Source organism: Lentzea indica (genome assembly GCF_012184385.1).
GTDB lineage: Bacteria > Actinomycetota > Actinomycetes > Mycobacteriales > Pseudonocardiaceae > Lentzea > Lentzea indica.
In genome coordinates this window covers 19399-37828 of the sequence record NZ_VSRL01000029.1, presented here as the reverse complement: position 1 = coordinate 37828, position 18430 = coordinate 19399, and the positions used below count along the sequence as shown (strand labels likewise).

General features: G+C 67.8%; 18 protein-coding genes and 1 pseudogene. 14 read left to right on the top strand and 5 right to left on the bottom strand.

The window, feature by feature from the left end:
• Positions 1-25: 25 nt before the first annotated feature.
• Complete coding sequence (locus FXN61_RS11020; RefSeq protein WP_312877644.1) at positions 26-1915, bottom strand: DNA/RNA helicase domain-containing protein; 1890 nt, start codon at positions 1913-1915, stop codon at positions 26-28.
• A gap of 108 nt (positions 1916-2023) precedes the next feature.
• A complete protein-coding gene (locus tag FXN61_RS11015) occupies positions 2024-3904 on the bottom strand; it encodes a DUF2075 domain-containing protein (protein WP_167972864.1) in 1881 nt (626 codons plus the stop codon).
• Between the two features lie 421 nt (positions 3905-4325).
• On the opposite strand from FXN61_RS11015, the gene FXN61_RS11010 reads away from it, so the two are divergent.
• The 11 genes from FXN61_RS11010 to FXN61_RS55220 all read left to right on the top strand — a co-directional run bounded on the left by FXN61_RS11010 (position 4326) and on the right by FXN61_RS55220 (position 14666).
• Complete coding sequence (locus tag FXN61_RS11010) at positions 4326-4592, top strand: hypothetical protein (RefSeq protein WP_167972862.1); 267 nt, start codon at positions 4326-4328, stop codon at positions 4590-4592.
• 12 nt (positions 4593-4604) lie between these two features.
• Entirely contained in the window at positions 4605-4838 is a 234-nt protein-coding gene (locus FXN61_RS11005) for a DUF2786 domain-containing protein (protein ID WP_167972860.1), read from the top strand.
• Positions 4768-5082, top strand: coding sequence for a DUF2786 domain-containing protein (locus FXN61_RS56230; RefSeq protein WP_223165394.1), 315 nt, complete (start codon positions 4768-4770; stop codon positions 5080-5082). The genes FXN61_RS11005 and FXN61_RS56230 overlap by 71 nt, the downstream gene beginning before the upstream one ends.
• Entirely contained in the window at positions 5073-5324 is a 252-nt protein-coding gene (locus FXN61_RS11000) for a hypothetical protein (RefSeq protein WP_167972858.1), read from the top strand. Before FXN61_RS56230 ends, FXN61_RS11000 begins: the two co-directional genes overlap by 10 nt.
• Before the next feature lie 235 nt (positions 5325-5559).
• Positions 5560-7251: an NAD(P)/FAD-dependent oxidoreductase gene (locus FXN61_RS10995; RefSeq protein WP_223165393.1), complete on the top strand. Its 1692-nt coding sequence runs from the start codon at positions 5560-5562 to the stop codon at positions 7249-7251.
• A gap of 91 nt (positions 7252-7342) precedes the next feature.
• Positions 7343-7954, top strand: coding sequence for a hypothetical protein (locus FXN61_RS10990; protein WP_167972854.1), 612 nt, complete (start codon positions 7343-7345; stop codon positions 7952-7954).
• 116 nt (positions 7955-8070) lie between these two features.
• A complete protein-coding gene (locus FXN61_RS10985) occupies positions 8071-9390 on the top strand; it encodes a purine-cytosine permease family protein (RefSeq protein WP_167972852.1) in 1320 nt (439 codons plus the stop codon).
• Between the two features lie 15 nt (positions 9391-9405).
• Entirely contained in the window at positions 9406-10977 is a 1572-nt protein-coding gene (locus tag FXN61_RS10980) for a hydantoinase/oxoprolinase N-terminal domain-containing protein (protein WP_167972850.1), read from the top strand.
• Positions 10970-12034 (top strand): S-methyl thiohydantoin desulfurase family protein, encoded by a 1065-nt coding sequence (locus FXN61_RS10975; RefSeq protein ID WP_167972848.1) that lies wholly within the window; start codon positions 10970-10972, stop codon positions 12032-12034. Before FXN61_RS10980 ends, FXN61_RS10975 begins: the two co-directional genes overlap by 8 nt.
• A 38-nt stretch (positions 12035-12072) precedes the next feature.
• Entirely contained in the window at positions 12073-13134 is a 1062-nt protein-coding gene (locus FXN61_RS10970; RefSeq protein ID WP_167972846.1) for a DUF917 domain-containing protein, read from the top strand.
• Positions 13131-14666 carry a helix-turn-helix domain-containing protein gene (locus FXN61_RS55220; RefSeq protein WP_167972844.1) on the top strand — a complete coding sequence of 512 codons (1536 nt, stop codon included), beginning with the start codon at positions 13131-13133 and terminating at the stop codon, positions 14664-14666. Before FXN61_RS10970 ends, FXN61_RS55220 begins: the two co-directional genes overlap by 4 nt.
• Here the strand turns inward: FXN61_RS55220 and FXN61_RS51885 are convergent, their stop codons facing one another.
• Positions 14667-15548 carry a sensor histidine kinase gene (locus tag FXN61_RS51885; RefSeq protein ID WP_167972842.1) on the bottom strand — a complete coding sequence of 294 codons (882 nt, stop codon included), beginning with the start codon at positions 15546-15548 and terminating at the stop codon, positions 14667-14669.
• A gap of 144 nt (positions 15549-15692) precedes the next feature.
• Positions 15693-16397 (bottom strand): class I SAM-dependent methyltransferase, encoded by a 705-nt coding sequence (locus FXN61_RS10955; protein ID WP_167972840.1) that lies wholly within the window; start codon positions 16395-16397, stop codon positions 15693-15695.
• A gap of 46 nt (positions 16398-16443) precedes the next feature.
• Here FXN61_RS10955 and FXN61_RS56930 point away from each other — a divergent pair.
• Positions 16444-16665: pseudogene (locus FXN61_RS56930) on the top strand (ATP-binding cassette domain-containing protein); the annotation flags it as partial.
• A 369-nt stretch (positions 16666-17034) separates the two neighbouring features.
• Positions 17035-17547 (top strand): ATP-binding cassette domain-containing protein, encoded by a 513-nt coding sequence (locus tag FXN61_RS56925; protein WP_446684935.1) that lies wholly within the window; start codon positions 17035-17037, stop codon positions 17545-17547.
• Here the strand turns inward: FXN61_RS56925 and FXN61_RS10945 are convergent.
• Positions 17513-17881, bottom strand: a complete 369-nt coding sequence (locus FXN61_RS10945; protein WP_167972837.1) for a nuclear transport factor 2 family protein — start codon at positions 17879-17881, stop codon at positions 17513-17515. The genes FXN61_RS56925 and FXN61_RS10945 overlap by 35 nt on opposite strands.
• A 52-nt stretch (positions 17882-17933) precedes the next feature.
• Between FXN61_RS10945 and FXN61_RS10940 the strand changes: the two genes are divergently transcribed.
• On the top strand, positions 17934-18374 hold the full coding sequence (locus tag FXN61_RS10940; protein ID WP_246291264.1) for a MarR family winged helix-turn-helix transcriptional regulator: 441 nt from the start codon (positions 17934-17936) through the stop codon (positions 18372-18374).
• Positions 18375-18430: the final 56 nt, after the last annotated feature.

Sequence of the window (18430 nt, the reverse complement as noted above, 5' to 3'; positions counted from 1 at the left end):
TCTTCGTAACGATCCCGGTACGGGGTCAACCGGACATCGCGCGCAGGTGGTCCTGGGTCTCGGCGTCCTCGGAGTAGACGCAGACCCCGCGCATGCCTCGAGTCAGCAGCACCTTGTAGGTGTTGCGGATCAGCCGGGCGAAGTGGAGCTCGTCGGCCTTCTTCACAGCGGGGTCGTGCGAGTGCTCGCGCCGCGCCTCCCAATGGTCACCGCGCCAGACGAAGTCGTTCCCGAAGATCACACCGGCCCAGTCGTACTCGAAACCCTGGGCGGTGTAGATGCAGCCGACCTGCCCGAACCCGCGTTCGTCACTGGCCCAGAAGTGTGAGGCGGGCGCATCGGGGACCCGCTGTTCCGGCTTCGCGTTCCAAGGCCGTTGCCAGTCGCCGATCCGAACGTCCGGCACCAGCACCTTCGTGCCGTCCTTGGTGACGGGATCGCTCCATTTCCAGCAGTACCCGGCCGCGATGCGCGCGGTGCCGCCGTTCTTGGCCTGCTGGTCGAGCAGCCACGACTCCATCTCACGCGGCGACTCCGCACTGCGCACTACGAACTCGTCATCGGTCCGAGTGACAAGGGCAGACCACGGGGTGGGCCTTCCCTTGATGTCCAACAGCTTGGCGACCCACGCGTCGAAGAACTCCGAGCCGCCACAACGGAACTGGCCGCCGAGCTTCACCACCTCCACGTCGCATCCCGCAGCCGCCGCAGCGGCTTCGATCTCCGACTGCGACCCCATCTCGCCGGGACGCACTGTCTGATTCTCGTCGAGCAGGAACACCGGGACCCTGGCGGCGTCGATCAGTTCGTCGATCTGCCTGCGGGCCTTCTCCCGGACCTCCCGCTTCGTGTAGCGGTTGAGGCTGGTCTCCCTGACGCGGTGCGCCTCGTCGCAGATCAGCACGTCGAGCCCGAACTGCTCCGCGTCGATGAAGTTGTTGAAGTACTTGAACATCGTCTGGACCCGTGGATTGCGGCGTCCCGCGTGCTTGCGCATGGTGCTGGTGAAGGAACTCGAACCCGTCGCGTGGAGAACCGTCCGGCCCTGACGCGCGAGCTCACCGAGCAGACTCAGCGCGATGACGCTCTTGCCGGAGCCCGGCCCGCCGAGCACGATGACCGCGGTCTGTTTGCGTGACGCGCGAGCCTTGTCCACTGCTTTGGTGACCAGTCGGTAGGCGACCTGCTGTTCGTCCAGCAGCACGAACTGCTCGCGTTCCTGGATCTCCTTGGCCGCGACGGCCAGCAGCGGTTTCGACGGAGCGTGGCGCATGCCGAGGAACTCGTCGGCGGCCTGGCGGGCGCCGTCCCTGGTAGTCGGGTCGCTGTCGAGCAGTGCGCGGAGCCGATCGACCAGCTTGTTCTTGCTGTCGAGCGTGTAGAGGTCCCCGAACTCGTCGACCGCGTACTGAGAAATTCGCCAGATTCCGGCTTCGCGAGCGTTGTGAAGGTAGGCCACGCCGTGCACGGAGCCGGGTTGTTCGGAGAGTGCTGGCGTCGAGTCGACGAGATATTCGCAGTAGCGCCGGACCTGTTCGACCGGGTGCAGAACGGGCTGGGTGTAACGGTCGATCTTGACCAGGTCGTCGCCGTAGGGCTCGGCCTTCGACCACTGCTTGAGCTCGACCAGCACGTAAGCGGGCTTGCCGTGCTGCGGATTCTGGCCGCACAACACCACGTCCACGCGCTTCGGGCTGTGCGGCAGCTTGTGCTCCAGCAGCACCTCGACGTGACCGAGACCAGCCTCCACGAGGTCGCCGAGGAACGCCGGCAGGCTGTTCTGCCAGGACCGCACCTCGCCGTCGCTCACTCCGGCCTCGAACTGGATCCGCGCCTGCTCTTCGAGCAGCTTGTGCAGGCGGTTCTCCAATGCGTCGGCGAGCAGCGTCTCAGCGCTCTTGCGGACGAGAGCCACGGATGTCCCCCCACTGGGCATGCTTGATCCACATGCGGGTGGAGGCAACGACGGGGTGTCGTGGTCGGACACCCGGTGCCTGGCGGGCCGCGTCTCGAGGCTAGCCGATCAAGCCGCGGGCCGGCCGACCATCGCCCGAAGGTGCTGCTGGGTCTCAGGGTCGACCGAGAACATGGTGACGCCGCGCATGCCCCTGGTCAGCAGCACGCGGTAGGCGTTGCGCACCAGTTCGGGGAACATGTCCGGATCGGCCTTCGCTTTGCCGTCGCGAGACTTGTCGCGCTGAGCCACCCATCGGTCACTCCGCCACACCAGGTCAGGTCCGAAAATCACACCGGCCCAGTCGTATTCGAAGCCCTGCGCGGTGTAGACGCATCCGACCTGCCGAGCGCCTCTGGGGTCCGTTGCCCAGAACGTGGACTCGGGGCCGTCATCGGCCTCGTTGCGGAGGTTCCACCATCGCCGCCAGTCCCCGATGACGATGTCGGGGTTCCTCGAGCGGTAGTCGTAGGGCCAATCCCAGCAGAAGCCGGCGGTGATCCGCGCCGTCTGGTGCTTCTTCCGTCGCGATCGGAACCAGTTCTCCATGTCGCGCGGACTGTTGCCGACGTGTACCTCGAACCGGTCATCGGAGGCGACGCTGGACCAGGTGACGGGTGGCCCGTCGATGATCCCGAGCAAGCAGTCGACCCACAACTCGAACGCGGCACTTCCACCACACCGAAACTGCCCGCGGAGGTTGATCTCCTCGACCTCGCAGCCGAGCTCGTGAGCGATATTCGTGATCTCGGCGACGGACCCGACCTCGTCGGCCCGCACTCGCTGATTCTCGTCGAGCAGGAAGACGGGCACGCGGGCCGCCATGATCAGTTCTTTGATCTGCGGTTCGGCGTTCTCGTCCTTCCTCCTCGACCCTGGCGGCGTGCTCGAGCGACGCAGTCGGTGTGCCTCGTCGCTGACGATGATGTCGACGCCGTGGTTGCGGTTCTCGCGGAAGTCGTTGTTGTACTTGAAGAGATGCCGCACGCCTGTGCGGCGTTTCGGGTCGAGATGGCGCCGCAAGGTCTCGGTGAACGACCTGGATCCTGTCGCGTGGTATCCGCGCATGTCGAGTTCCTCGAGGCTGCCCAGCAGGCTCACGGCGATCGCACTCTTGCCGGAACCAGGACCGCCTACGACGATCACAACCTTCTTGCGGGCGCTCTCGTTCGCCTCCGTCAGCGCGTTCTTCACCAGCTGGTAGGCGGCTCGCTGCTGGTCCACAAGCGGTAGCAGATCACGCTTGTGGATGGCGTCCTGTGCGATCTCGACGAACTGCGCCGAAGGTTTCGCCGGGTACCTCAGGAACCGCTCCGCGGCTGCGACGTTCTCCTCGTGCCTGCGGTGCTGGTCGAGCAACAGCGTCAAATCCCGCAGCAACTCGGACCGGTCGTCCTTCGTGTACATCCGGCCCCACCGGTCGGGGGTGTACTGCCGCAGCGGCTCCACACCTCGCCGGTCCGCGTTGTGCAGATAGGCGAGCCCGCTGACGAGTTCCTTCTCCTCCGCCACCAGCTGAATCGAGTGGCCGACATAGCGGCAGTAGTCCCGCACCTGATCCGCTGGATGGAGTCTGAGCTCGTCATTCTTGTGCTGCCGGACGAGGCCGCCCTCGACCGAGTGCACATGGCTCCATTGCTTCAACTCGACGAACACATAGGAGGGGCGGCCTGTGTTCGGATTCGTGCCGCACACGATGGCGTCGACTCGCAGTGATGAACGTGGCAGCGAGTGTTCCAGGAGTACATGACTGTCGCTCAGCCCGGCCTCGTCCAACGCCTCCAGCAGCGCCTTCAGGCTGTGCTGCCACGACCGGTACTCGCCCGCGCTGAAGGCTCTGAAGTGGGTTGTGCTGTAGGCCTTTCCCAGACGTGAGTGCAGTTCATCCTGCTGCGACTGTTTCAACAGCTCCGCAGCCCTGCCCTGTACGAGTGGCACCAGTTCCCCCACTGTTGCTCCACGTGACCGCAGTCACTCGATCAGGTTATACCCAAACGAGTGGCACCGTTGCCCGAGTTCATCGAGCACCTCTACCTCAAGCGGCTCGGCAGAGAGCGACCTGAGGTGATCAAGCCTCTTCTGGAACAGGCATGACCGACTCGGCCTGTGGGCTGCCGCGGAACTGTCGGACCGGATCACTACCCTGCGAGTACGTCGAGGTGACGCACCGCAGGGACGACTGGTGGGAGTAAGCGCAACCGCGAGAAGCAGGCTGCGAAGAAGAAGGTCCGGGCGAATCGTGCCCCGACTCCACCCCTGCAGGGCTTTGACGAACACCTGCCTCCGGTCGTGTCGCCGGAAATGGTTGTTCGACGGATTGATTCAGGCCGCCTTCTCCCTCGCGTTCGACACGGACCTCGTCGAGAGACGCATGGCGGATCTCGCTGGTCGCAGGCCTGTCGCGGCCCCTCGGACGGTGGCCATCGGCGCCGGGATCGCTCTGGCCGCGGTGATCGACCAGGCACGGGGCCGGGGCTGGACGCCCGTCGACGTCCGGGAGCGGATTCGCCGGATCGCCGACGCGGCAGCGACCAGTCTGTTGATCGATGTGATCGCCGCGGACACTGCGAAACACTCTCCGTCCACTGTGGATGAATGGTGGACGGTGCAGGTGCGTGAGCTCGCCGCCGAGATCTGATGGGAGCCCGGTGTGCCACAGTTGCTGCAATGGGTGGACCGTCACGGGACGGATCTTGAGCGTGCGCTGCCGGCCACGATCGCGTTGATCGACGAGTTGATGAAACTGCCCGAGCTGGCGCGCATCATTCCGACGCCGGGGTCGGCGTCCGCGCGCTCGTCCGCGTCGGTGAGCGGTGTGGACCAGAAGGTGCTGGCGCGCGTGCGAGCCTTGCTGGCCAAGGCGGAGTCCACTCAGTTCCCCTGAGGAGGCTGAGGCTCTTTCCGCCAAGGCGCAGGAACTGAGGAACCGGCACGCCTTCGACGTGCCGTCCTTGACGCTGACGAGAACCGGAAGCAGACGGCGAGCTCGACTCGGTTGTGGCTTGACGCGCCCTATGTCGATGCCAAGTCGCATCTGGTCGCCGCAATCGCTGGAGCGAACCGGTGCCGGTCGGTGTTCTACCGCAGGATGGGGTTCGTCGCACTGGTCGGCGAGTCGATGGACCTGAAGATCACCGAGCTGCTGGTCACCTCACTACTGGTCCAGGCCACCCGCGCGATGGTTGCCGAAGGCAGCGAGATCACCCGGACCGAAATGTCTCGCACCCGGTCTCAGGTGGTCGAGGAGGCGTTCGAGAAGATTCTCAGCCAGAGATCGCCGACGGTCACCAATGGTGCTGGATGGGATGCGGGCAGGGCGCCCGGCGACCGCGCGCGCATCACCGTCGAACGCCAAGCTGTCGACGCCTGATCACTGACTGAGCGGTCTACCCCCAAGGCCGCCACGAAATGGAAGTTTCCCGGCGTGTCGCCCGCACCGCCGAGTCGCCCTGGAACGCAGCGCCGGCTGCGGTCTGGGGTCGTGACACCGCTGGCAGCCTCCCATGCCCGCACCGTCAGTGAGCATGCACTGCCCATCCGGTCTATATGACCTCGGACTGAGCGCTGGGACCATATCGGTGGCCGATGAAACCGGGGGGTGGGCCGTGGACGAGGGCACCGACGTGGTCATTCTGGGGGCCGGCATCGCAGGGACGCTTCTGGCGGCCGTGCTGGCGCGGGGTGGAGTGAAGGTCGTGGTGCTGGACGCCGGTCGGCACCCCAGGTTCGCCATCGGCGAGTCCACCATTCCGCACACCTCGACCCTGTTCCGGCTGATCGCCGAACGCTACGACGTGCCGGAGATCAAGTACCTGGCCTCGTTCCACGGCGCCCGCGCCAAGGTCTCGGCGAACCACGGGATCAAGCGCGGGTTCAACTTCCACTGGCACGAGCCGGGCAAACGGCAGGACCCGGAGCTGTCGCACCAGCTGCCCATTCCGAGCATCATGCACACGGAGACGCATTTCCTCCGTGCGGACCTCGACCACTGGGTGATGCGTGTGGCCGAGAAGTACGGTGCCGTTGTCCGGCAGGGTGTCCGGGTGACCGGTGTCGACCTCGGCGAGTCCGGTGTCACGGTTACGGCCGACGAGGGTGCCTCGGTGCGTGCCCGGTACATCGTCGATGCCAGCGGTTTCCGTTCTGTGCTGGCGTCCACATTGGACCTGCGGGATGAGCCGTGCCGGTTCCGGCACCACTCCCGCTCCATGTTCACGCACATGGAAGGTGTGGCGGCGTGGGAACGGGTCGCGGTGCGCAACCCCGGTCCGGTGCGCGGCAGCCAGTCCACCCTGCACCACATCTTCGACGGCGGCTGGATCTGGGTGATCCCGTTCAACAACCATCCCAGGGCGGGCAGCAACCTCGTCAGCGTCGGCATGACCGTGGATCCGCGCAGGCATCCCCGCCGCGACGTCCCAGCAGGCCAGGAGTTCACCGAGTTCATCAGCGCCTACCCGGACATCCGGGACCAGTTCGCGGCCGCCCGCCCGGTCCGTGACTGGGTGGCCACCGGTCGCCTCCAGTACTCGTCGTCGCGCACGACCGGCCACCGGTGGGCACTCGCGATGCATGCCGCCGGGTTTCTCGACCCTCTGTTCTCGCGCGGTTTGTCGTTCACGATGGACTGGATCAACGCGTTCGCCTGGCGGTTGATGGACGCGTTGAAGGAGGACGACTTCTCCGTCGAGCGCTTCGCTCCCGTCGAGCGGCTCACGCGCGAGCTGCTCGACTACAACGATGGACTGGTCGCCAACGCTTTCACGTCGTTCAGCTCGTTCGAGCTCTGGGACGCGTGGGTGCGCATCTGGGCGCTCGGCGAACAACTCGCGCTGTTCGAGTGCAACCGCAGCTACGCCCTGTTCCGCGCCAATCGCGATCCCGCGATCCTGAAGCGGCTGGAGGACGTGGCGCCGCACGGCTCGTTGCCCGACATCCCTGAGGTGAGGGCGTTCTTCGCCTGGGCCTACGAACAGGCCGACGCTGTCGCCGACGGTCTCCGATCCCCGCGCGAGGTCGCCGCCGTGTTGCTGAGGGGCATCGCGGAGTCCAACTTCTCGCCGCCTGAGTTCGGGATCGTCGATCCCGCCAACCGGTTCTTCACCGCTACTCCTGCGCGGATACCTCGCGTCCTGCGGTGGGCCAGCAAGGACGCTCCAGAGGAGATCGGGAGCAACCTCATTCACGCGATCAGGCTGTTCGCCGCCATCCGGTTGCACCCCGAGGAGTTCAGCGTTGCGGAGGAGATCAAGCAGGTGCTGGCACGCGTGCCGGTGCTGGGCCGGGCGCTGCGCTGAGGCGATCGCATCGGCGTGTCGGGGTCAGTGAAGGGCTTTGCGTTGGGCCGTTCGGTCTAATCTCCCCGCCGTGCGGATGAGGCTGACCCCCATGCAGCAAGCGCTGGTGGACGCCGGGCGTCCGTTGCCCCAGCTCACCGACCCGCTCGAGGTCGAGCTCCAGGTCAGTGCGTTCGTGGGGCCGTTCGCCGACAACGAGGAGTTGTGGGAAGTCGTCGTCCAGCATCTCAAGGAGGTGCCGAGCCGGCGCAGCGCGGCCCTGCTCACCGCACTCGGGCATCTGCTGCCGGGCAGGCCTGGGAAGTGGGCTGAAGAAGCGGCCAAGGAGCAGCGCCAACCGCAGTGGGACCTCAAAAGCCTGACGTTCGGCGAGTGCTGGATCGGCGATCGGTCGATCGACGCGGGATATCTGGCACTGCTGTGCAGTTATGCGTATGGGGATGCGCCGCACGCCATGGTTTTCATGATCGATGAAATCAGTGGCAGCCTCACGCGGCACGCGTTCCTGACGCGACGGGTCGAGGACGCGCTTGACCGGCTTCGGGAGGACGTGCGGCTCGAGTCGATCACGCCGGAGGCCGCGCACTGGCTGCTCAGCCGCAGCTACGACCGGTTCGAGCGGCGGCCTGGTCTCGGGGTCGGCCTGGACGTGCACCACACGCGGCTGGTGGCGCGGCGGCGAATTGGACTGGCGATGAATTAGCGGCGCCTGTGCGAGTCGCAACGTGATGATTCGCCCGACAGTGCACATTGTCTGTAGCTCGATCGTGGGTCGGCCATTACTGTCCGAGTTGTCGATCACAGGGCGGAGGGACGATCGTGGCCGCTCTTCTCGGGCGTGATGATCAGGCCCTCGTCCGTGTCCCTGACCAGGCGCGGCACCCGTGGTTGTCAGTCGCGACCCAGCGCTTCGGGCAGACGACCGCGCTGAGCCAGTTGCTGCTGGGCGCGACACTCGGCTTCGGCATGACCTTCTGGAACGCGTTCATCGCGCTCACGATCGGGGCGGTGCTGCTCAACGTCGTCGCCGTCGCGGTTGGGGTGATCGGGCAGCGGGAAGGGCTGTCGACGGCGATCCTCACGCGCTGGACCGGGTTCGGGCACGCCGGGTCGGCGGTGCTGGGGCTGATCATCGCGTTGTCCTGCACCGGGTGGTTCGGGGTGCAGACCGGGCTGGCGGGCGTCGCGCTCGCCGACGTCACGCGGGTGCTACCCGCGCCGGTGTGGTCGTTGATCTTCGGCATCGCCGTCACGGTCATCGCGGCTTATGGCGTTCGGTGGATGGCGTGGACCGCGTATGTGGCCGTGCCCGCGTTCCTGCTGCTGCTCGTGTGGCTCGTGCTGACGAACGTCAACGATGTCGGGGCCACCCTCTCCAGTCCGGCGCCCGGTCCGCCGATCGGCATGCTGACCGCGATCACGCTGGTTACGGGCAGTTTCATCGTGGGCGCCGCCATCGCGCCGGACATGACGCGCTTCAACCGGTCCGAGCGGGACGTCGTCAAGCAGACGGTTCTGGGCATCACGGCCGGCGAGTGGATCATCAGCCTGGCCGGTGTGATCATCGCGCACGGGCTCGGCACCACCGACATCATGGGCGTCATCGGCAAGTCCAGCGGCTGGATCGGTGCGCTGGTCGTCGTCACGGCGGTGCTGAAGATCAACGACTGGAACCTCTACTCGGCCTCGCTGGGCATGGTGAACTTCTTCGACGCGGTCTTCAACGTGCGGATCAGCCGGGCCCAGGTGACCGTCATGGTCGGGTGCGCTGGCAGTTTCCTCGCCGCGGCGGGCATCGTGAGCCAGTTCAGCCACTTCCTGGTGTTGCTGGGCGTGGTGTTCCCGCCCGTCACCGGGATCATGATCGCCGAGTACTACGTCGTGCGCCGGTGGAGGAACGAGATCATCTCCACGAGGCCGCAGGTGCCCAGATCAGCACCGTCGTGGGTGCCCGCCACCGTGGTCATCTGGCCGGCCACCGCGGTCGTCGGTGAGCTGCTGCCGTTCGGGCAGTCCAGTGTGAACTCGCTCGTGCTCGCGTTCGCTCTCTACGTCTCAGCTGGGAGATTGGACCTGCTTCGCATGAGGACGCGGAGGGCCACCAACCGTAAGGTGGTCGGGGAAGCGTCGGCCGCCTGAGGGGTGGTTTCGTTCATGCACATCGGTATCGACGTCGGCGGCACGAACACCGATGCCGTTCTCGTTGAGGGACGGCGTGTCCTCGCCGAGTGCAAGAGAACGACGACGGCCGACGTCACGACCGGGATCATCGCGGCGGTCAGCGGACTTCGGCAGACGGTCGAGTTCGAACCGGCGGCGATCAACGCGGTCATGATCGGCACGACGCACTTCGTCAACGCCGTCGTCGAGGGCAGAGGGCTCGCGCAGACGGCCGCGGTGCGGCTCGGACTTCCCGCCACCAAAGCGCTTCCGCCGTTCGTCGACTGGCCGCAGCGGCTGCGGCAGGTCATCGGCGGGCACTCCTACCTCTGTCACGGCGGCCACGAGTACGACGGGCGTCTCATCTCGCCGCTCAACGAGGACGAGCTGCGGGCAGTGGCCACCGACATCGCCGCCAAGGGCGTGCGGTCGGTGGCCATTTCGTCGGTGTTCTCCTTGGTCAACGGCGACCTCGAACGGCAGGCCGCGGAGATCCTCACCGCCGAGGTGCCCGACCTCTTCATCAGCTTCTCGCACGAGATCGGGCGGCTCGGCCTGCTGGAGCGGGAGAACGCGACGATCATCAACGCCGCGTTGCGCGAGCTCGCCGAGCAGATCGCCGACGGGCTCACCGAATCGCTGACGGCACAAGGGATCGAAGCCCCGCTGTACCTGAGCCAGAACGACGGCACGTTGATGGACCTGGAGTACGCGCGCTGCTACCCGGTCGCCACGTTCTCGTCAGGACCGACGAACTCCATGCGTGGTGGAGCGTTCCTGTCCGGACTGGACGAGTGCGCGGTGATCGACGTCGGCGGCACGACGACCGACGTCGGCATGCTGCACAACGGTTTCCCGCGCGAAGCCTCGTCCGAGGTGCTGATCAGTGGGGTACGCACCAACTTCCGGATGCCCGACGTCCTGTCGGTCGGGCTCGGCGGCGGCAGCGTCGTGCGGGAGACGTCCAACGGTGTCGAGGTAGGACCGGACAGTGTCGGATTCCTGTTGTGCGAGCGGGCTTTGGTGTTCGGCGGTGACACGCTGACCGCGACGGACATCGCGGTCGCGGCGGGTCTTGCGGACATCGGCGACGCCACGCTCGTCAAGAACCTCGACCGCGCGCTGGTCGGGTCAGTGCTCGACCACGTCTGCGACCAGATCGCCACCCAGATCGACCGCATGCGCACGAGCCCCGCGCCGTTGCCTGTCGTGCTGGTCGGCGGCGGCAGCGTCCTGGTGCCGGACGAGATCGAGGGTGTCAACGACATGATCAGGCCGGAGCACCACGCGTTCGCCAACGCCATCGGCGCCGCGATCGCGCAGGTCGGCGGCGAGGTCGACAGGGTCTTCACGATGGAACCGGCCCGGCGCGACGAGGTGCTCGACGCGGCCAGGCAGGAGGCCGTGGACAAGGCGGTGGCGGCGGGCGCGAAGGCTGACAGCGTGCGGATCGTCGAGGTCGAGGAGATCCCGCTGGCGTACCTGCCGGGCAACGCGAGCCGGGTCCGTGCGAGAGCCGTCGGCGATCTGGTGTTTGAGGAGGCGCCGAGGAGGGCTCGTGCGTGAGATCGGCGCCGGCGAGCTGAGGCACCTCGCACGCGGTGCGGCGATTCTCGGCACCGGTGGCGGCGGCGACCCGTACATCGGCAGGCTCGTCGCCGAACAGGCCGTGCTGGAGTACGGGCCGGTGCTCGTGGCCGAGCTGCACGAGGTGCCGGACGACGCGCTGGTGGCCGGCATCGGCATGATCGGCGCGCCGACCGTGATGATCGAGAAGCTGCCCGCCGGGGAGGAAGCCGTCACGGCTTTCCTGACGCTGCAACGGGAAATCGGTCGTCCGATCACGCACGTGCTGCCGATCGAGGTCGGCGGGATGAACTCGCTCGCGCCCTTCCCCGTGGCCGCGTCGCTGGGCCTGCCTGTGCTCGACGCGGACTGCATGGGTCGCGCGTTCCCGATGGTGCAGATGGTGGTCTGCACGCTGGACGGTGTGCTGGCCAAGCCCCTCGCGATCGCGGACGAGAAGGGCAACGCGATCGTCCTCGACGTCAGCGACAACCACTGGGCGGAACGGCTCGCGCGCTCGGCGACCATCGGCATGGGCTGCACCGCGTTGATGAGCAGCTTTCCCATGTCCGGCAAGCAGGCCCGCGACATCACGATTCCCGGCACGCTCACGCTGGCGTCCCGGCTGGGACGGCTGGTGGAGGAAGCACGTCGGAAGCACGTCGATCCGTGCGAGGCCATCGCGTCGTTCCTCGGCGGCCAGGTGTTGTTCACCGGCAAGGTCGTCGACGTCATGCGCACGACGGATCCCGGGTTCGCCAAGGGGGAAGCGCGGCTGGAGGGGAACGGGGCGAGCTGCCGGCTGGAGTTCCAGAACGAGCACCTCGTGGCGTCACGGGACGGCGAGGTCATCGCCTCGGTGCCGGACCTGATCTGCGTGCTGGACGCCGACGGTGAACCAGTCCCCGCCGAGCGGCTGCGGTACGGGCAACGGGTCGTGGTCGTCGGTGCGCCGTGCCACCCGCGCTGGCGCACGCCGGAAGGGCTTGCTCTGGTCGGACCGTCGGCGTTCGGCTACTCGCACGAGTACGCCCCGCTCGGCACGCCGTACCCATAGCTTCTCGCGCGAGCATCGGCGGCACTACTGTCTCGCGCATGCACCTGCTCCAGCCCGACGAGGTGGACCGGCTCGCCCTGGGCGTGGTCATGCTCGGCAGCGGCGGTGGAGGTGGCGAGCCGGAGACCCACGCGTTCGCGGCGATGCTTCGGCACGAAATGCGACAAAGCGGTCCTGTCACGGTCCTTTCGCCGGAAGAGGCGGACCCCGACGGGTACGGCGCGCGGGTGGGGCTCATCGGCGCACCGACCGTGATGATCGAGAAGCTGCCTTCCGGTCTGGAGGCGGAGGAAGCCCTGAAGGCGTTGCAGGCGCAGGACTCCACGTCCGCGACGGCCGTCATCGGGTGGGAGGTCGGCGGGTGCAACGGGCTGTTGCCGCTGATCCTGGCCGCGCGGCTGGGGCTGCCGTACGTCGACGTGGACGGGATGGGGAGAGCGTTCCCACGGATCGACCAGACGACCTACGACGCGGCCGGGCTGCCCACGACTCCGTTGGCCATCACGGAACCCAGCGGAAACCGTGCGGTGCTCGACTCGACCGGCATCGAGAAGCTCGCCCGCACGGTGATGGTGGACTTCGGTGGCTGGGCGATGATGGTGGCGAAGCCGTTGAAACTCGCGGATGCCATCAAAGCAGGCGTAACGGGCTCGCTGGCGCGGGCGCTCGAACTCGGCGAGATCTGGTCCCGGCAAACGGTTTCAGTTGACGAACGAGCGAAGTCTTCCGGCGGTTTCCTTGTGGCCAGGGGAAAAGTCGTCGAAGTGTGGCGAGAGTCCGTCGGGGACTTTCCTCGCGGAACGGTGGCGCTGCGGCGTCTGGACACCGACGATGCGTACGTGCGCCTGGAGATGCAGGGTGAGTACCTCGTCGCGCTCGCGGACGGCGAGCCGCTCGTGACGACGCCTGACCTGCTGTGCTGCCTGGACGCGGAGTCCGGTCACCCGCTGTCGACGGAGCGGCTCAGGTTCGGCGCCGTGGTGGACGTGGTAGCGCTCCCATCGCCGGAGCAGTGGGTGCGGGAGGAGATGCTCGGGCGGGTTGATCCGCGAGCGTTCGGCTACGACCTCGACTACGTGCCGTTCCGGGACGTTCCGTGATCGACGACGCCGACTCGCTGACCGTGCGCGATCTGCTGGAGATCGGCGTGCTCGGCGACGCGTGCCTGCTGGCGGGCGAACGCGGCGTCGACACCGAGGTCGCCGACGTGCGGCTGGCAGCGGACATGACGGCCGTCGAGGCGTGCTCGGCCGGCGACCTGGTGATCCTCACCGGGAACCAGCCGTACCTCGTCGAGGTGGCGCTGCGCCGGGCCTACAGCGCGGACGTGCGGGCCGTGGTGCTAGTGCGCCCGCCGGCCGGCACGTACCAGCCTCCGTCCGCCGCGACGATCTCGTTCGCGAACCGGCTCGGCGTGCCGCTCGTGGAGACCAAGGCCGACGACCCACTGCTTGTCGCCGACTCGTTGCGCACTGCTGTGCGACGTCCCGAGGTCGCGGCTGCTCGGCTTTTGAACGCCGTCACCGCACGGCTGGGCCGCAGCAGGCCGGATCCGCGGTCCGTCATCACGATCTTGTCCGGCGAACTGCACGTGACGTGCGCAGTGATCAGCGCGGAAGGCACCGCGATCGAGGGCGTCTCCCCGCCTGGCCTGCCTCCGGGCCTGCTGGCCGGCTCGGTCGCCACCACGGTCGAGATGAGCGAGGGTTTCGCGGTGGCGGTTCCCGTCGAGACCGACCGGACCGGCCACGTGCACCTGTGGCTGGTCTCGCACGCCCGCGGCCGCAACAAGCGCTGGGCCGAGACCGTGATGCAGATCAGCCAGGTCGCCTCCTGGGCGCTGGGCAACTGGGTCGCCGCCGAACGCCTCGAGACCGAACGCCGCGCCCGCTCCCGCGGCTCACTGCTGTCCGAGCTGCTCGCCTCCGGCGACGACGTGCCGCCCCAGCTGGTGCAGCAGGCCGTCCTCGCAGGGTGGCGGCTCGACGGCTGGCACACGGGCGTCTACGCGATGCCGAACCCGCCGTCGCCGAACTGCTTCGACGCGGGGCACACCGAACGGCTGCGCGTCGAGCTGTCCCGGCGCGGCCTGCACGGCCAGCTGGTCGAGGGCGCCGAGGGCTGGTCGTTCTGGCTCACCAACGACGCCGAGCCGCCGCAGTCGCAGCACCGCGAGCTGACCGCGAAGATCGCCCAGGCGCTGGGCACCTGCAAGCTCGTGGCAGGCGTCGGCCGTCCGCATCCCGGTTCCGCCGGCGTGGGACGGACGCTGGCCGAGGCACGCGAAGCCGCCGCGATGACGGGGTCGGCGAAGGTGGTGCACATCGACGAGCTGGGCGTGCGGCGCCTGCTGTCGATGGCGGCCGAGACACCGGCGCTGGTCGAGCAGGCCGCCAGGCTCCTCGAACCGCTGATGGGAGTGGAAGACGGGCAACTGCTGCGCACGCTCGCCATCTACCTCGACGAGGAGTCGGTGACGTCTTCGGCGGCGGTGCGGTTGAAAGTGCACAGGAACACGGTGGCGCAGCGGATCAACCGGGCCGAGCAGCTGCTCGGCGTCAGCCTGCTGAACCCGGACGAGCGGCTCGCGGTTCACCTCGCCTGCAGGGCGGTGCGGGCCTCCGACGAGTGATCAGGTGGGGACGAACGCGGGCAGGACCGCGTCCACCTCGAAGCCTCCGTCGTCCGTCGGGCCCGCGGTGAGGGTGCCGCCGACCATCTCCACGCGGCCGCGCAGGCCGAGCAACCCGTTGCCGGGGCGGGGCAGCGCCGTGCCCGGTGTGGACGAAGGAGCCGTGTTGCGGATGACCGCGCGGACGCTGCTCGGTCCACAGTGGATGGTGATCTCGGTGTGGGCGCCAGGTGCGTGCTTGTGCACGTTCGTCAGCGACTCCTGGACGACCCGGTACATCGTGCGGCGCACGGCGGGGGAGACGATGTCCGCGTCGCCGTGCTCGGTCAGGGTGATCTCCAGCCCGGTGGCGGCGGAGTCGGCGACCAGGCTGGAGAGCCGGTCGGGCAGCACGTCCGGGATGCGCGCGGCGCGGCCGGTGCGCAGCACGCCGACGAGGTCGCGCAGTTCCACGAGCGCCTGGCAGCCCGCGGTGCGCAGTTCCTCGGCGGCATCGCGGACACCGTCGTCCTTCGCCACCATCCGCATCGCACCGGCGTGCAGCACCATCAGGTTCAGCCGGTGCGTGACGACGTCGTGCATCTCGGCGGCAAGCCTGGTGCGTTCGTCGGCGCGAGCCCGTTCGGCGAGCAGCTCACGTTCCCGTTCGACTCGTGCGGCCACGGCTTCCACGAGCCTGCGCCGGGCACCGAGGTAGAGGCCGGTGAGCCCGGCGATCGCGAACACGCCGGCACCGATCGACCAGGTGACGGGCCCGGCGACCGAGTACACGGAGACGGCCGAGGCGGGGAAAGCGAGTGCCAGGCTGGAAGGTGTGAAGTCGTGCCAGGATCCCGGCGCCGCCACGAGCAGCACCGGAACGAGGTTTCCTGCCCGTCTCACGCGCCTGACGATACTGCCGGGTTTGTGCCTTGGATCACCTACGGGAGCAGGGGGATGACCCTACTTTCGCAGGTGGCGGCGCCCCGCGTTTCCGCCTGCCGGACATCAATGTCCGGTCGTTGCACCGCTGGTCCTGTGTGGAGCTCAGTCCTTGCGGAACAGCGCCGTCCACAGGAAGGACCTCCCGAACGCCGGGGAGTCCTCCGGCTGGTCGGTCATCCGCCGCAGCTCGACCTCGGTGAGGTCCTGGAAGATCCAGCGCAGGTCTGCCGGCCGGTACCCGACCCCTCCCGCCAGGCCGGACTGCCGGTAGAGGTCGGCGTCCGGCGTGGAGGTGCCTTCTTCGGCGGTGAAGCAGGTGAGTGCGAAGTGGCCGCCGGGCTTGAGCGTGCGGTCCAGCAGCGCGAGATAGCTGATCCGGCGGTGCGGTGGCAGGTGGTGGAAGCAGCCGGAGTCGTAGATCAGGTCGTACGAGCCCTCGGTCGCGAACGCGTCGCCGTGACGGAACCGCACGTCCAGCCCCTCTCCGCGTTCCGAAGCCCACGCGATGGCGGTGGCAGAGAGGTCCACGGCGTCGACCTGGAACCCGTTGCGTGCCAGGTGGATGGCGTTGCGACCCGGTCCGCAGCCGACGTCGAGTGCCCGTCCCGGCGTGATCAGGCCGCGCTCCAGGTAACCGACGAGGTTCTCGTCCGGCTTGGCCACGAAGAACGGCACTGCGCGGTCCCGGTCGGAGTAGAAGCCGTCCCACCAGTCGCCCGCTCTCTCGGTCCAGCGGTCGGCCTCAGGAGCGAAGAGACCGTCGAGCAGGACCAGGACGTCCTCGACAGAACGGATGTGCCGATTCACTCAAACCCCCAGGTAGATCGGCCTTCAGTGTATCGCTGAGGCGCCCATGCTGGACGACGTCTCGCTGACGGTCCGGCCCGGTGAGAAGGTCGGTGTGGTGGGGGAGAACGGCTCCGGCAAGTCGACGTTGCTGCGGCTCATGGCGAAACAGGACGTGCCGGACGATGGTGAGATCATCGTGTTCGCGCAGGGCGTCGGGTATCTCGCGCAAGTGCTCGACCTGCCCGGCGATGCCACCGTCGGTGACGCCATCGACGAGCGGACGATCACCCGCTACGGCGACGGTTACGCGGGCTACGTCGCCGAGAAGAAGGCGGCGCGGCAACGGTGGGAGCAGGCGTACGCGGAGTGGGTCGGCGAGATCGGCCACTGGACCGAGTGGCGTGGCACGACGGCGTACCGCGTCGCGCCGGGGCGGCCGATCCCGGACCACAACAAGTGCAAGTACAACGGTGACGGCCGTCGTGTGCAGGAGTCGATCCGGACGCGGGTGCGCAGCGCGTCCGAACGGCTGGAGCGGCTGCGCGCCGATCCGGTGCCGAAGCCGCCGGAACCGTTGCACCTCAACGCTCCTCTCGACGCACGAGTGCGGGAGGGTGCGGTGCTCGAACTGCGGGAGGCAAGAGTTGATCAACGGATGCACGTCGGTGAGCTCACAGTGGAAGCCGGGCAACGGCTGCTGGTGACAGGACCGAACGGCACGGGCAAGTCGACGTTGCTCGACGTGCTGGCCGGCGCCCTCGAACCCGACCACGGCACGGTCACCCGCAACGGCGTCGTCGGCTACCTGCCGCAGGAAACCGTTGTGCACAATGCGAAGCAGACGGTTCTGGCCGCCTTCGGCGCGGACGCTGAGCGGCTCAGGGCGCTGGGCCTGTTCCGTGAGACGGACTTCGCGACCCCGGTGGGCGCGCTGTCGATCGGGCAACGGCGGCGGCTCGCGCTCGCCCGGTTGCTGCACCAGGAATCAGACGTGCTGTTGCTGGACGAACCGACCAACCACCTGTCGCTCGCACTGGTGGAGGAGCTCGAAGCGGCGCTCGCCGACTATCCCGGCGCGGTCGTCGTGGCGTCACACGACCGTTTGCTGCGGCAGAGGTGGCAGGGAGAGGAGCTCAGAATGGCTCGTAGCAGTCGAACGTCTCGATAGAGCTGATCAGTCCGTCGCGCGTGTTGATGAACTGCGCGATGTGCGCGACGAGCTGGTCACCGGTCCGCAGCACACCGGTCCAGGTCAGGCGGAGGATCGCGGTGTCGCCGGAACGCAACGCCGAGTGAACGTCGTACTTCTGGCTCGACAGCATCCCGGCGCCCTTGACGGACGCCGCGAGCATCTCGTCCACGGTCGCTCGCGAGCCGGTCGGCTTGATCAGGTTCGGGTGCTCGACGGTCACCGCGTCCGCGGTGAAGAACCGGCGCAGCTCGTCGCCGGACTGCCCGGCTTCGAGGGCTCTGTGCAGTGACGTGATGGCGTCCGTATCCACAACCATAGTTGTACAACTATGGTTGTCAATGTGAGGATGAGCCGTGGACCTGATGGACATCGACCTCGCGACCCTCGCCTACCTGGCGGGCAGCTCCGCGAACGACGCGATCCTGCGGCAGCTGCACGAGATCGGGCACGAGGGCGTCCGCGTCTCCCACGGTTACGTGATCCAGCACCTGATCGAGGGCGCGCCGACGGTCTCGGAACTGGGGGAGCTGCTCGGCGTCACCCAGCAGGCCGCCTCGAAACAGCTGCTCGAACTGGAACGCCTCGGCTACGTCGCGCGCGTGCCGGACCGCGTGGACAGCCGGATCCGGAGGGCGCAGCTGACCGGCCGCGGCCGGCGGTTGGTCGACGACAGCCGCCGGTTTCGGCGTCAGCTCGACGCGCGGGTCGGTGGTGACGAGGCCAAGCGGGCTCTCATCCGGTTGCTCGACGCGACCGGCGGCTCGGGGAACGTGCTGAGGCGCCGGGTCGCGCCGAGCGACTAAGGCCCGAAGATCGGCTCCACCCAGTAGTTGCTGGCGTTCCACGTGTCAGCCGGGAA